The organism is Rhodococcus sp. SB1D, from assembly GCF_048573875.1.
Lineage (GTDB): Bacteria > Actinomycetota > Actinomycetes > Mycobacteriales > Mycobacteriaceae > Rhodococcus_F > Rhodococcus_F qingshengii.
Genome location: NZ_JBMAIQ010000005.1, coordinates 118,027 through 130,904, shown reverse-complemented (window position 1 = coordinate 130,904; position 12,878 = coordinate 118,027). Strand labels below are relative to the sequence as shown.

13 protein-coding genes are annotated in these 12,878 nt (G+C 60.7%); 7 read left to right on the top strand and 6 right to left on the bottom strand.

What is annotated here, in order from left to right:
* Nucleotides 1–8 precede the first annotated feature (8 nt).
* Nucleotides 9–1,556, bottom strand: a complete 1,548-nt coding sequence (locus tag ACN50D_RS13855) for a glycoside hydrolase family 71 protein (protein ID WP_211921435.1) — start codon at nucleotides 1,554–1,556, stop codon at nucleotides 9–11.
* Nucleotides 1,557–1,834: 278 nt separating this feature from the next.
* On the opposite strand from ACN50D_RS13855, the gene ACN50D_RS13850 reads away from it, so the two are divergent.
* The 3 genes from ACN50D_RS13850 to ACN50D_RS13840 are packed head-to-tail and all read left to right on the top strand — an operon-like array spanning nucleotide 1,835 to nucleotide 4,248.
* Nucleotides 1,835–2,791 carry a daunorubicin resistance protein DrrA family ABC transporter ATP-binding protein gene (locus tag ACN50D_RS13850; protein ID WP_019746865.1) on the top strand — a complete coding sequence of 319 codons (957 nt, stop codon included), beginning with the start codon at nucleotides 1,835–1,837 and terminating at the stop codon, nucleotides 2,789–2,791.
* Entirely contained in the window at nucleotides 2,788–3,588 is an 801-nt protein-coding gene (locus ACN50D_RS13845; protein ID WP_003945537.1) for an ABC transporter permease, read from the top strand. Before ACN50D_RS13850 ends, ACN50D_RS13845 begins: the two co-directional genes overlap by 4 nt.
* A 30-nt stretch (nucleotides 3,589–3,618) precedes the next feature.
* A complete protein-coding gene (locus ACN50D_RS13840) occupies nucleotides 3,619–4,248 on the top strand; it encodes a TetR/AcrR family transcriptional regulator (RefSeq protein ID WP_007734052.1) in 630 nt (209 codons plus the stop codon).
* Here ACN50D_RS13840 and ACN50D_RS13835 read toward each other — a convergent pair.
* Nucleotides 4,239–5,033 carry a putative protein N(5)-glutamine methyltransferase gene (locus ACN50D_RS13835; RefSeq protein ID WP_058039241.1) on the bottom strand — a complete coding sequence of 265 codons (795 nt, stop codon included), beginning with the start codon at nucleotides 5,031–5,033 and terminating at the stop codon, nucleotides 4,239–4,241. The two genes, ACN50D_RS13840 and ACN50D_RS13835, sit on opposite strands and share 10 nt — an antisense overlap.
* 209 nt (nucleotides 5,034–5,242) lie before the next feature.
* Between ACN50D_RS13835 and ACN50D_RS13830 the strand changes: the two genes are divergently transcribed.
* Nucleotides 5,243–6,403: a lipase family protein gene (locus ACN50D_RS13830; RefSeq protein ID WP_007734054.1), complete on the top strand. Its 1,161-nt coding sequence runs from the start codon at nucleotides 5,243–5,245 to the stop codon at nucleotides 6,401–6,403.
* A gap of 10 nt (nucleotides 6,404–6,413) precedes the next feature.
* Here the strand turns inward: ACN50D_RS13830 and ACN50D_RS13825 are convergent, their stop codons facing one another.
* Complete coding sequence (locus ACN50D_RS13825; protein ID WP_007734055.1) at nucleotides 6,414–6,980, bottom strand: TetR/AcrR family transcriptional regulator; 567 nt, start codon at nucleotides 6,978–6,980, stop codon at nucleotides 6,414–6,416.
* A gap of 127 nt (nucleotides 6,981–7,107) precedes the next feature.
* Between ACN50D_RS13825 and zapE the strand changes: the two genes are divergently transcribed.
* Nucleotides 7,108–8,055: a cell division protein ZapE gene (zapE, locus tag ACN50D_RS13820; protein WP_211921437.1), complete on the top strand. Its 948-nt coding sequence runs from the start codon at nucleotides 7,108–7,110 to the stop codon at nucleotides 8,053–8,055.
* Nucleotides 8,056–8,064: 9 nt separating this feature from the next.
* On the opposite strand, the gene ACN50D_RS13815 is transcribed toward zapE, so the two are convergent.
* Nucleotides 8,065–8,814 (bottom strand): helix-turn-helix transcriptional regulator, encoded by a 750-nt coding sequence (locus ACN50D_RS13815; protein ID WP_042920562.1) that lies wholly within the window; start codon nucleotides 8,812–8,814, stop codon nucleotides 8,065–8,067.
* On the opposite strand from ACN50D_RS13815, the gene ACN50D_RS13810 reads away from it, so the two are divergent.
* Together ACN50D_RS13810 and ACN50D_RS13805 are read left to right on the top strand one after the other, a co-directional pair.
* Nucleotides 8,789–9,634 carry an ABC transporter ATP-binding protein gene (locus ACN50D_RS13810; RefSeq protein WP_007734065.1) on the top strand — a complete coding sequence of 282 codons (846 nt, stop codon included), beginning with the start codon at nucleotides 8,789–8,791 and terminating at the stop codon, nucleotides 9,632–9,634. The genes ACN50D_RS13815 and ACN50D_RS13810 overlap by 26 nt on opposite strands.
* Nucleotides 9,631–10,938: an FtsX-like permease family protein gene (locus tag ACN50D_RS13805; RefSeq protein ID WP_070160491.1), complete on the top strand. Its 1,308-nt coding sequence runs from the start codon at nucleotides 9,631–9,633 to the stop codon at nucleotides 10,936–10,938. Before ACN50D_RS13810 ends, ACN50D_RS13805 begins: the two co-directional genes overlap by 4 nt.
* Before the next feature lie 18 nt (nucleotides 10,939–10,956).
* On the opposite strand, the gene ACN50D_RS13800 is transcribed toward ACN50D_RS13805, so the two are convergent.
* Both ACN50D_RS13800 and ACN50D_RS13795 read right to left on the bottom strand, forming a co-directional pair.
* On the bottom strand, nucleotides 10,957–11,805 hold the full coding sequence (locus ACN50D_RS13800) for a sterol desaturase family protein (RefSeq protein ID WP_070160493.1): 849 nt from the start codon (nucleotides 11,803–11,805) through the stop codon (nucleotides 10,957–10,959).
* Nucleotides 11,806–11,887: 82 nt separating this feature from the next.
* Complete coding sequence (locus tag ACN50D_RS13795; RefSeq protein ID WP_003945630.1) at nucleotides 11,888–12,697, bottom strand: PE-PPE domain-containing protein; 810 nt, start codon at nucleotides 12,695–12,697, stop codon at nucleotides 11,888–11,890.
* Nucleotides 12,698–12,878: the final 181 nt, after the last annotated feature.

The window sequence follows — 12,878 nt, the reverse complement described above, 5'->3', positions numbered from 1 at the left end:
CGTCACCGTTATCTCCGACTGGAATCGACCAGGTACTCGAGATTCTGGTTGTACGGTGTGGCCGTCACCGCCGCGTGTGAACTCACCCGAGACACCTCGGTAGTGCCGCGAACGACAGAGGCCTTGATGGAACCTACTTTCAACGGGGCGATGCAGCTGCTCATCCCGGCCGGGGCATTGCAGGTGGTTGTCGTGCTTCCAACAGTCACTTTGACGACTGCGGGAGCGGTCAAGAAGGTGAGAACCTCGACGGTATCGCGAGCGGGGGATGACCATTGGCGCAGTGACATCGGGGGTGTCGAAGGGTTGGCCGGAACTGCGGAAACTTTCTGCGTTCGATAACTCAGATAAGCAGTATCGCGGACGATCGTCGGCATTACCCCTGACCGGAACCAGTACAGACCATAGGCGTTGATGTCCAGCAGGGAGCGTCCGTGCCCCGCGCTGGGAGCAAAGGAAGTCCCCTCGCTGTAATCGTTCCAGGTTGTCAGTTGGACCCATTCGCTGCCTGAATCGAGCGCGATCTGCCAGGTATTGCGAAGATTCTGCGTGTTTTCCGCTTCGTCGTAGATGGCCTGGTTCGGTCTGACGTCTTGGAAGGAGACCGATTGCATCCAGATCTTTCCCAACGCATGAGCCGCGGCAGCCAAATCAAGCGGAGTATTTGGGCTGTTTACCACTGGGTTTCCCGCCGGATTCCGGTTTCCCCAACTCGACATGCCATAGCTGATGGAGGCAAACGCATTGCGGTTTGCCGCTGCGTCTAAAAATACCGGAACTAATGCGACATTTATCCCATAGGACTGACTCATCAGGGTTATGAACTGCGACCACCATGTTGGACTTTTGGCTTCTGCAAGAAATGGGGAAATCACGAGGCGCCCGTCCCCAAGTTTGAATACGGACGGTTTTGTCGCATATGGTGCCATTTCTGCGGCGAGCTCTGCAGGGGTCATGTTATTGAAGGAAGCGCTCTTATCGGGCATGAGCATTACTTTGAAATTCGGATCTACTGTGGCTGCGGCTTGCATGAGCGCGCCGGGAATGATTGAACCCCACCAACTGGTGTCCGTTGCCTTGGCCATGATGTCTACAGAGAACCCGTCGAGCCCAGCAGCGACCGCCTGACGAACTTCAGTTTCGAGATCTCTCTGACGCCACTGGGGATCTGCGATCGGAGGGCGTGGAGCAGGCCGATCGCGTATGAATCCAGCTGAGTTGACGTGTGCATTGTTCTCTCCGTGCACTGTCATGTACTGAGTTGTGTAGAAGTCGCTGTTCGGGGTCGCGTTGTCGATAGATACCGGGTACGGCGGAAAATAATGTCCGAATACCTTCCTCCCGTTCAGCGTTTCCCGGTCCGGAATGTCGAAGGGGAGAGCAGCAGATTCCGGATTGACAGAAAGAGTAGTGGGGGCAAACGTAGGTGATTCTGTGTGCCCTTGCCCCTGATAGGAATAGGCAAACGTGAGGGATAGCGCGATTGCTGTCGAGAGACATAGGACTCGGATTGTTTTCGGCAGGATCGCGTACCGCTGAATGCGGACTAAACGCATGGGAGTTATCCTCCAGGTCGTATTTCTCGGCTGTAGAGACGTTTGTCTGGGAAGTGTTTGTGAGGCGCGAGTCGTGCGACGTTAACATGAACTGGATTCCGGGGCACTTTTTATCTGCTTGGATACGCGAGCGAGCCCAATTGTGAGGATTCTGGACGGTTGACTCATGTCAATGGCCCCATGTGCAGCGCCCTTGCGGAAAATTTCCTGGAATGTGTCGGCCTCCTGGGTCACACTGGGGAACGGACTACCGACGGATTACCGATGCGGGAGGGCTCATGACCGAAGCGATTGTGGCCGAGGGGCTGGTCAAGAAGTACGGCGACGTCACGGCATTGGACGGCATCGACCTGGAAGTGCGCGAGGGTTCGGTGATGGCTCTATTGGGCCCCAACGGCGCCGGAAAAACCACTGCGGTAAGGATATTCACGACGCTGCTCATTCCGGACGGTGGACGCGCCAAGGTTGCCGGGCTGGACGTGGTCGAGGATGCGCGGGCGTTGCGATCCAAGATCGGTGCTTCGGGTCAGTACGCCGCGGTCGACGAGTACCTGACGGGCTATGAGAACTTGGACATGGTCGGGAGGCTGTATCACCTCGGCGCCCGAAGCAGTAAGGCCCGAGCGCGTGAATTGCTCGAGCAGTTCGATCTCGTCGAGGCTGGAGATCGGCCGGTCAAGGGCTATTCCGGCGGAATGCGGCGACGTCTCGATCTCGCCGGCGCATTGGTTGCTCGGCCGCAGGTGTTGTTTCTCGACGAGCCGACCACCGGCCTCGATCCTCGGGCGCGACTCGGTCTCTGGGACGTCATCGAAGGGTTGGTGGCTCAGGGGACCACGCTGTTGCTCACGACGCAATACATGGAGGAAGCCGAGAGGTTGGCCGACCAGATCGCCGTCATCGACCGCGGCTCGGTCATCGCGCGCGGTACTGCAGACCAGTTGAAGGCGCGGGTCGGGGGTGAGCGCATCGAATTGAGCGTGCACGAGGTCGAACATCTCGACATCGTCCGCGAGGAATTGCGCTCGCTTGCCGTGGGGGACATTCAGGTTCAAGAGAATGTCCGTCGCGTCACCGTTCCTGTCGACGACGGCACCGACGCGTTGGTGGCGGCGCTGAATCTTCTGTCGGTACGAGGCATCCGCGTATTCGACGTCGGCTTGCGCAGACCCACTCTCGACGATGTCTTCCTCACACTGACCGGGCACCAGGCTGAACTGGAGGATCAGAAATGACCGTGCAGATGGCGCTCGAAGACGGTTTGACCATCGCCAGGCGAAACTTGATCAAGATCAAGCGCGTTCCGGATCTGCTGGTGTTCACCACTTTGTCGCCGATCATGTTCGTGCTCTTGTTCGCGTATGTGTTCGGCAGTGCGATCTCGGTCCCGGGCACGTCGTATCGAGAATTCCTGATCGCCGGAATCTTCACGCAGACGGTCATATTCGGTGCGACCTGGACTGGTTTGGGGATGGTCGAAGACATTCAGAAAGGAATCATCGACAGATTTCGATCGCTGCCCATGGCTCCGTCTGCCGTGCTGACCGGCCGAACATCGAGTGACGTGTTGATCAACGTCATCAGTTTGGTGGTCATGTCGTTGACCGGTCTTCTGGTCGGGTGGCGGATTCACTCCAGTTTCCTCGAAGCGGTGGCGGGTTATGCGCTGCTTCTGTTCTTCGCGTACGCGTTGTCGTGGGTCATGGCTGTTGTCGGGCTTTGGATCCGGACACCGGAGGTATTCAACAACGCGAGCTTCATCGTCATCTTTCCGCTGTCGTTCATCGCGAACACTTTTGTCGAGACCACCAATCTTCCCGGCCCGCTCAAAGTGATCGCCGAATGGAATCCGGTGTCGGCGGTTACCCAGGCGGTGCGTGAATTGTTCGGCAATACCAATCCTGCGATGACGGTTCCGGATGCGTGGCCATTGCAGAATCCGGTCATCGCGTCGTTGTTGTGGACTTTCGGTTTGCTGATCGTCTTCGTGCCGTTCGCTATTCGTCGGTATCAGAAGGCAGTCAGCCGCTGACCTGGTGATTCCGGCCGGTAGGGTGGATATGTGCCGGAGCCCGAACGCATCGACAAACGCAGCCTGAGATACGCCGGGCGACGTGAGGAGTTGCTCGACGCGCTGACCCGCTACGTCATCGACAACGGTGTCGGGGAATTGACGGTGAGGCAGCTCGCCAAGGCCGTGGGTGTGTCGCATGCGTCGTTGCTCAACCATTTCGAGAGCAAGGAGAATCTGCTCTCCGAGGTCATCGAGAACATGCGTGGTGAGTCCATTCCGATTGCGGTGCCGATGAAACCGGGGGTCGATCCGGCGACAGTGCTGACTGCGTGGTGGACCGAACGTACGACGCCGGAGGTCCTGCCGCGGTTCCGGGTGATGGTCGAGATCTACGCCCTCGCGCTCGGCGACCGCGACCGCTACGGACGGTTCCTGGACCGTTTTGTGGGCGATTGGATCGAGGCACTGGAAGCCGGTCTACGACAAGCGGGTTGCCCCGAGGACGATGTTGCCTCTGTCGCTACTCTGTTGCTCTCGCAAATGCGGGGTCTGTCGATGGATCTTCTGGCCACCGGGGACCGGGCCCGCGTCGATCGCGCGTTCGGGCTTTTTGTCGACGGCTTTGCCGCCCGCGCTCGGGAGTGGTCCACGCCAGGATCCGATCGCCTTCAACGCTGACCGATCACCACGGTCGACGCGGTCTCGCTGTAGGTTGCCACCCGAGTGAGAAACCCTCCCCGAGTGAATGTTTCAACAGTCATTTCGACCTGCTCCGTACTCGTCTCGACGAGAAGACAGCCACCCGGTCGTAGCCACGGCGCGGCGTCCGCGATGATGCGACGCTGCAGTTCCAGTCCGTCGGTACCGCCGTCCAACGAGACCAGCGGTTCGTGAAGACGGGCTTCGGGCGGCATCAGCCTGATCGATTCGGTGGGGACGTAAGGTGCATTGGCGACGACGACATCCACGCGACCGAGTAATTTCGTCGGCAGTGGTTCGAATAAATCGCCTTCGAGTACACGCTCGGGCGGTGTGATGTTTCGGCGAGCGCACCGCACTGCGGCCGGTTCCACGTCTACCGCGTACAAATCGACGGCGTCGAGCGTCGACTGCAGGACAGCACCGACAGCTCCTGAGCCGCAACACATGTCGACGACGACGCTTCCTGGGGTGACAAGTGAGCAGGCCTGCCAGGCGAGGAACTCGGTGCGCCGGCGTGGGACGAAGACTCCGGAGTCGATGTGAATGCGCAAGCCGCAGAACTCGGCCCATCCGAGGACGGGCTCGAGTGGTTCGCCGGCAACTCGTCGGTCGACCATCGCGTCGAGTTCATCGCGAGAGCGTGCGGTGTGAAGAAGTAGGCGAGCCTCGTCTTCGGCGAAGACGCAACCTGCTGCTCGGAGGATCGCGGCCACCGACTTCTGCTGCGAAGCAGGGAAGGTCGGGAGATCAGGTGCTGACATGAGAGAGCCTTTCGGCCTCCTGATCTCGCGGGGGACCTGCACGTATCGAACACCGCCACCCTACCCGAGCAGGCGTGTCACGACGGTCGATGCGGAGCGGAAATTTAGGTTGACCAAATGGTAAGGCTGTTCTATGGTCTGAACTCGATCAGCTGATGTGGGGCCGATCACCACATATGCACCGTCACCGCAATCGGTAGGAGAAGTACGTGAGTAAGCGACTGTGTAGGACGCTCGTCGGACTGAGTGCGAGTGCGTTGGTGGCGTTGACAGTTGCGGCGCCGGCCGGAGCGGAACCGAACGATGCTCCGGGTGCTGTCGTGAGTCAGGAGTTGCTCGGTCCCGACCGGGTGATCCCGGGTGCCGTGAGCGCAACGAAGGTCACGTACTGGTCGACGGGCCCGAAGGATGCGCCGATGACGAGTACCGGTGTGGTGTATCGCCCAGAGGGAGCTCCGCCCGAGGGTGGTTGGCCGGTCATCTCCTACGCGCACGGGACGGTGGGTGTCGCGGATCAGTGTGCGCCGAGCAGCAGTGTTCCACTCGAACGGACCGCGACGCATCTGGGTCACTGGCTGGAGCAGGGATACGCGGTCGTGACCACCGACTACGTGGGGCTCGGAACACCCGGTGTTCACCCGTATCTCGACGGTCGTTCCGCTGCACACAGCGTTGTGGACATGGTGCGTGCCGCTCGTGCGGTCGACGACGACCTGTCGAGCGCATGGGTTGCGATGGGGCAGTCGCAGGGCGGGCAGGCGACTATGTTCACCGCTTCGCTTGCCACTGCTTACGCGCCGGAGTTGGACTACCGCGGCGCTGTCGCTACTGGTGTCCCCTCGAACATCGAGAATCTTCTACCGCTCGGTGGTCCGGCTTTCCCGGCGCTTCCGCTCAAGGGTACGACGGTCTACATCGCGAACGTTCTTGACGGACTGCGTGCTTCGCGGCCGGATATCGACATCGACTCGTATCTGACCCCGCTCGGCAAGACCATCCTCGACGACGTCGAGAACAACATGTGCTACACCGAGGCGCGCACGAAGTACGGAACCGTCACACTCGGGCAGGTGCTGACGAAGTCGCTGGACAATCCAGTATTCGTGGAGGCTGCGCGTGACCTGCTCACTGTGCCGACCGCAGGATACGACCGCCCGTTCTTCATCGGTCAGGGGTTGTCGGACATCGATGTTCCGGCACCGCTGACACTGAAGTTCGCGGCCGACCTTACTGCCAACGGTGTCGACTTTGCATTCCATACCTATCCCACTGATCATCTGGGAACCGTTCCGGCTTCGGTTCCAGACAGCACCCCGTTTGTCGCGGCACTGTTCTCTGGTCAACGGCCCTGCACCGGAAGCCTCTGCTGACCAACATCTTTCAGGCGGCACCAACTCCGCGCAGATAGATGTCGATCGGGATCCGAAGTTGCCGAACGGTTTCGGAGGAGCGGGGATCTCGGCTACGCGCTCCGAGGCAGTAGTCGAAGATCAAGCCCTCCAGAAGGCTCAGAAAATTTTCGGCGGCGACGTCAGGATCGTCAACGCCAATGATGTCGAAGACAGGCCTTGCCTTCTCCCGTGAAAACAGGCTGTCTTCGAGGAGTTGGTGCAATGCCGAATCTCGGGGAGTTTCCAAGAGCAGTGCATATCTCGCGATCAATTCGTGTCTGCGGTGCGAAAGAAGATCATCGAGATACTCGGCCGTCAGGGCAGCAGGATCGCTGGGCCTCTCGCGGAGTTCGTCGAATATCGAACGTGACCGGTGCACGATGTGCAATGCGGTTGCTTCGAGTAGTGCCTCGCGAGTGCGGAAATAGTACGACGTCGAACCGGCAGGAAGTTCCAGGGACTGATCAACCGCCCGATGGGTGAGTGCACGCGGGCCCTGCTCGGCGATGATCGTGACGGCGGATGCCGCGATGAGGGCTCTGCGATCAGGCTTCATGTCGTTCCTTGTTGTCGATGTTGCATGCTGCCGGAGTTGAATGTTGCTGATGGTGCGTCGTGAGGGTCACATTGACTCGATTTGCCTTCGATCACTAGCCTCGACTCTACAGACGTAGAGGAGTCTTATGCTACTGGACAAAGAGCAGTTGGCGGCACGCGAAGCCCTCGACGCACTGCAGGCCCGGATCTCGGGCGGTGAGGTCGGGGGTGGGATCTATCTCTGGGGTAGCGTCGGCCGCGGGAAGACGATGCTCATGGACGAGTTCTACGACGGGCTCCCGGTCAGCAAGCGGCGCATTCACTTTCATCGGTTCTTTGCAGATCTGCACTCTCGGGCGCATGAACTCGGCTCGATGGGCGTGGCACTGGATCACGTCGTCGATGGAATCCGTGTGCTCTGTTTCGACGAGTTCCACCTCGACGACGTCGCCGACGCCATGTTCATGGCAAGGGTTCTCGACACAATCGTCGCGAAAGGCGTGACTGTTGTCGTCACGTCCAATGTTCCGCCGACCGATCTTCTTCCCAATCCGCTTTTTCACGAGCAGTTCGTTCCGTCGATCGAGTTGATCGAACGGACTCTCGGGGTGATCGAGTTGGGTGGCTCCGTCGACTATCGGACGGCGGGACAGCCAGGTGCCGGGGACTACCGATTTGCGACAGGGGAATTCCTCCTCGGCTCGGGAATTACGCGGCCTTCGGGCGAAAGTGTCGAATTGACGATAGGCACACGCACATTGGAGTGCTCGGCGATTCGAGACGGTGTCGTCTGGTTCGATTTCGAGGTGCTGTGCGCTGGTTCGACCGCGGCTGCCGATTATCTCGCGCTCGCCGCACGCTTCGACGACTGGGTGATCTTCGGAGTGCCGGTGCTCGCCCAGGCGTCGGAATTTGCCCTTCGCCGTTTCGCGAATGTCGTCGATGTTCTCTATGACGTCGATGCGCGGCTGACGATCTACGCCGACGCCTACGTCGAAGAAGTGGCAGGCAGCCTCCGGGACGTGCCGGGGTTGGCGCGCCTCTACAGTCGTCTGTCGCTACTGGCGAGGTCGGCGGCGGGCAGCATCAGTTGAGGAGTAGCGTCAATTCCAGGTGAGGCCGCCGGTCGCGGCGCTGGGCGTGAGCCCGAACATACTGTGGCAGATCCGGTTGAGATGGGCGCTGTCGGTGAAACCGGCCTCGTGTGCACTGGTTGTCAGGGTTGCGCCACTGCTCATCACTTCCATGGCACGTCGTAGCCGCAACCAACGAATGTAGGTCGAAAAGCTCATCTGCAGTTGATCGTTGAAGATTCTTCCCAATCGGCCAGGTGAGATGGAGACCAGCGCGGCGGTGTCCGTCAGCGTTATCGGCCCTGAAAGTCGCTCGTGAAGTAGCGTCAGGGCATGCTCGAGCGCCGGGTGAAGAGCGCGTACGCTCGACGGCTGTCTACTTTCGGACAGTGAATCGATCAGCCTCGCTGCGTATTCCAGATCCGAATCAGCGCCGCGGTCCGTCATCGCTACTGCGGTCTGCCCACGGTCCGACCAGTCGGCCACACCACCGCGGCCCGGCTCCGGTGGCCTGATGCGCAGACCCATCCCGGTGGTGGAGTCAATGTAAATCGCCCGTCCCCGCGCACCCTCGGAGGCGGACAACGCGTGGACCGCCCCGGATGGAATGACCACGGACCGCACGACTTCACTGTGGCCGTCCCCGTCCGTGACCGTGACGTCCCCGTCGTCGATGATCATGATCTGAACAGCGGCGTGCGAATGCATGTGCGCGGATCCCACTGCGCCGGTGAACATGAGAATTCCGGGCTCCATGTGGACGGCGCCGGACCAGGTCATGTCGGAAATCATAGTGACGACCCTGACAGAGCTCGGGGTCCGGTCATCCTCCGGTAGGACCGCACTCGGTTCGAAGATCGTGCGCTGGGCCGATGTGCTGGCGAGGGGTTCACGAGAAGGTGGAATCATGAACAACGCACAAGCACCCGCAGTCCTGTCGGTCCACGCGCTGGGCAAGTCGTACGGCGACGTTCCAGTGCTCCGAGGTGTATCGCTGGAAGTGCGCGCCGGTACTGCTACGGCCATCATGGGTCCTTCAGGGTCGGGCAAGTCGACTCTGCTGCATTGCATGTCAGGAATCGTCAAGCCCGACTCGGGAGCAATCCTGCTGAGCGGCAGGCATATCGAGAACCTCGGTGAGAACGACCGCAGCCGCCTCCGACGCGAGTCGTACGGATTCGTTTTTCAATCGGGCCAACTGTTGCCGGAGCTTCCGGCGATCGAGAACGTCGCTTTGCCCTTGGTGCTCAACGGGTTGTCCATCGCCGAAGCCAAGCGGACGGCGCACGGCTTCTTCGCGCCATTGGGACTGGACGGGCTGCAGGACCGTCGCCCGGGTCAGATGTCGGGTGGGCAGTCGCAACGTGTGGCGATTGCGCGAGCGTTGGTGACCAAACCCGCCGTTCTCTTCGCAGACGAGCCGACCGGTGCCCTCGACGCGCAGACGAGTTGGGAAGTGATGAGGGTGTTGCGTGATTCGGCTCAACAGATCGGTTCTGCGTTGGTCGTCGTCACTCACGATGCCGAAGTCGCTCGGTGGTGTGATCGCACGATGATGATGCAGGCCGGTTCGCTCGTCGGGACACAGGTGGCGGCATGAAGGCCACAGCGCGCGTTGCATTGATGACGGTGCGAGGTGAAGGCCGAAAGGCCTTGAGTACCTTCGCGCTCCCAGTGTCCGCATTTGCCGCCTCGACGACGTTGTTGCTGACGGTGCTCGGCGGCTACGGTGCATTTGCGGGCAGATCGAGCGAACCCGAAGCCGAGGCGTACCTAGCGCTCGCAGGGGTTGCTTCGGTGTTGATGATCGTTCCAGCCGTCACTCTCGGTCTGGCGGCGGCCCGCTTGGGCGCGCGCCGTCGCGACGAACGACTTGCCTCGCTGCGAGTCATCGGATCCACCCCTCGCCAGATCGTTGCGCTGTGCGCTGCGGAATCGGGTATCCAGGGCTTGGCCGGTGCGTTGATCGGTGTGGTGGGATACCTCCTCGCGTTGCCGCTCGTAGCTCTCTTGAGATTTCAAGGTCGGACATTCGAGTGGAGTGAGCTTTGGGTAGGCGCACTTCCGCTGGTGGGCATCGTATTCGGAATGACCATCCTGGCTGCTTTGACGTCGATGCTCGGGATGCGCCAGGTGTTCGTGAGCCCGTTGGGCGTCACGGCGGGCAATCCCAGCGCCGCACCGAAGATGATCTTCGCGGTGGCTGGGGTGGGGGTTCTTGTGGGATGGAGTGCATTCGGGGGCTCCGCGGCAAGCATCGCGGCAATCCTGGTGGGCCTTGGTCTCTGCTTCGGCGTTGTTGCGTTGGTCGGTCCGTTCGTCATTTCGCTGCTTGGACGGATCATGCTCAAATGCGCCAAAGACGGTGCTTCGCTGATTGCGGCGCGTCGGGTCTTGGATAATCCGAAGGCTGTGTGGCGCACGGTCAGCGGTGTGACGATGGCCAGCTTTGTTGCCGCAGGCACATCTCTCCTCGCCGCGATCGGCAACGGGGAAGGGCAGGATTTGCAGCCAGGGCAGGAGTTCCTGTTCGCGGACATGAGAACCGGGGTGTTGTTCACTCTCGGAGCAACATTCACTTTGGCGGCCATCTCGTCTGCGCTCACCCAGGTATCCGGGATCCTCGACAACCGTGAGCTGTATCGGAGTCTGACTCTGGCCGGTACACCTGTCGAGGTGATGGACAGCGCCCGCATGCGGCACGTTCGCACTCCCGTGGTGGTGATGGCACTGGCCGGCGCCGGCGCTGCACTGCTGTTCCTCTTCCCGCTGGCAGGGGCAGCCGTATTGACCACTCCGATGGCGCTGGTTCAGTTGGGCGTCACCCTGGCTGTGGGGATCGCGTTGGTGTTGGCCAGTGCGTTTGCAGCCAAGCCCGTCATGCGACGGGTACTCGCGGGCTGAATCTCCACCGATCGTCCGTCAGTTCTGTCTCCGGAACGGTTCGGCCAACTGGCCGAGGTAGTCGTTCGGGTAGTCGGGCTTGGCCGCCATTCCGAGATCGTCACTGCTGAATCGCTTTTCCGGATCGAAAGAATAAGTGCGGAACAGGTGATCCCAGATCAGAGTGAACAAACCGAAATTGACGTCACCGATTCCCGCCCACTTCAGGTGATGGAATCGGTGGCCGGCGTTGAGGGCGAGTATCGGGCGCAGGGGGCCGATGCGGTAGTCGGCATTCGAATGCTGAAGCAGGAGTTGGACAGCGACACAAACCGCGAGCGCCGAGGCAACTGGAACGGGCATCCCGAGGAGGATCAGTGGCAGGACGCCACCGGCGGTTTCGAAAGTCTGATGTACGGGGTGCTTCATCAGTCCGTTCATACCGTAGAACCGTTCGAGGCTGTGATGAACCGCGTGGAAACGCCACAACCATCCAACCTTGTGGCTGATCAAATGCACGACGGTGATGCCGAAATCGGCAACCAACACTGCGAAGACGACCTGAACGACAAACGGAAGACCGATCGGCCACAGCCCGTCGAACGGAATCACCGCTGCCATCAACGGGATGACCGCGACGCTGACCAGGATGAGAGATTCGTTGACAAACGCATGGACCGCGTCGCGAAACCTGTCCGGTCCGGGGGCATTCCACGAAGATTCGTAGGGAAGCGTCCGTTCGGCCGCGAAAGAGCAGACCACTGCGAAGAGAATCAATGCCACCAGTGACCATTTCGGCGCGCCGGATGCCGCCAGCGCGATTGCGGCTCCGTTGATTCCCAAGAGCATGAACGGGACGTACCCGTATCTGACGATGAAGGTGAGCATGTATTCGATGGTGCACGGCGCGGGTGGTCCTCGACTTGTACGAATCGGTCGACTTTCAGTCAGCCGAACAAGCGGTGTCGCGTTACTTCGTCAGCACGGTGGCGAGTGCAGCGCTCAGATACGGAGTGATGTTCTCGACGACCCGTGTCACGATCGCAGTGGCGACGTCAGCCGGTTGCAGTGGCACCGACGGTGTCTGCGGCAGCGCCGGGGGAGCAGGCGGAGCGGGCTCGGACATCATCGGCGTGTAGGTGTTGTGCTTCGTGAAGTAGCCGAAGACCGAATCCACGAACACCTCGGGCGCATCACGCGGCTTGGGCATGTTGCAGATGCCGTCACCCTCGATGCAGACTTCCTGCACTGCGATGTCTCCGAATCCGCCGCGTGCTCCGGACATCGTCGCTCCCGGAACGACATTGGGCACTACGGTTTCGATGCCCCCGGCCGAGTTGCGAGGGTCGGCGTAGAGGACGCCTTCGACTTGCGATTGGGGAATGGATCCGTCACGTGCGATGTCACCGAGAACGTCGCCGGCAATCCGTGCTCCCTGTGAGTATCCGGTGACGACGATCTCGCTGCCCGGGCACTGAGCGTGGAAAGCGTTGACTTCGGTGCGAAGCGTCTGGGCGCCGGCGGCAACGCTCTGGTCGTACGTCTGTTCGCCGAGCGGCCAGAAGCTGGCGGGGTAGGTCACCGGCTTGGAGGCGTAACCCTGGGCGACGTAGCGGTCGGTGACGGGTTGCGTCGTTTGTCCCGTCGGATCCCACGTTCCGCCGACCGCGAATACCGCACCGGCCGGGCACGACCCACCGTCATTCGGGTCCGCTCCGGCAGGTACCGACATCACAAGAGTCACCCCCGCTGTGACTGCAACCGTGCATGCCACTGACATCGCGTATTTCCTCATCGGGCCTGTCCCCATCTATCTACGTTCTCGTTCACTGGCGAGACAACCCGCGGTCCGACGCGTTTCGTTCGGTACTGAAGAGAATGGTGATGGGGCGATAAGTCCTGGAGGTAATCCGTGCGTAAACAGGAAGTTGCCGACCGGCGCTGTTTACTACCAGCGTGTG

What these genes read in the sequence shown, in the direction of transcription:
- ACN50D_RS13855 (WP_211921435.1), bottom strand. Translation starts at nt 1,556, where the DNA reads ATGCGTTTAGTCCGCATTCAGCGGTACGCGATCCTGCCGAAAACAATC.
- zapE (WP_211921437.1), top strand. Translation starts at nt 7,108, where the DNA reads ATGCTACTGGACAAAGAGCAGTTGGCGGCACGCGAAGCCCTCGACGCA.
- ACN50D_RS13825 (WP_007734055.1), bottom strand. Translation starts at nt 6,980, where the DNA reads ATGAAGCCTGATCGCAGAGCCCTCATCGCGGCATCCGCCGTCACGATC.
- ACN50D_RS13795 (WP_003945630.1), bottom strand. Translation starts at nt 12,697, where the DNA reads ATGTCAGTGGCATGCACGGTTGCAGTCACAGCGGGGGTGACTCTTGTG.
- ACN50D_RS13815 (WP_042920562.1), bottom strand. Translation starts at nt 8,814, where the DNA reads ATGACCTGGTCCGGCGCCGTCCACATGGAGCCCGGAATTCTCATGTTC.
- ACN50D_RS13835 (WP_058039241.1), bottom strand. Translation starts at nt 5,033, where the DNA reads ATGTCAGCACCTGATCTCCCGACCTTCCCTGCTTCGCAGCAGAAGTCG.
- ACN50D_RS13850 (WP_019746865.1), top strand. Translation starts at nt 1,835, where the DNA reads ATGACCGAAGCGATTGTGGCCGAGGGGCTGGTCAAGAAGTACGGCGAC.
- ACN50D_RS13845 (WP_003945537.1), top strand. Translation starts at nt 2,788, where the DNA reads ATGACCGTGCAGATGGCGCTCGAAGACGGTTTGACCATCGCCAGGCGA.
- ACN50D_RS13805 (WP_070160491.1), top strand. Translation starts at nt 9,631, where the DNA reads ATGAAGGCCACAGCGCGCGTTGCATTGATGACGGTGCGAGGTGAAGGC.
- ACN50D_RS13800 (WP_070160493.1), bottom strand. Translation starts at nt 11,805, where the DNA reads ATGCTCACCTTCATCGTCAGATACGGGTACGTCCCGTTCATGCTCTTG.
- ACN50D_RS13810 (WP_007734065.1), top strand. Translation starts at nt 8,789, where the DNA reads ATGTGGACGGCGCCGGACCAGGTCATGTCGGAAATCATAGTGACGACC.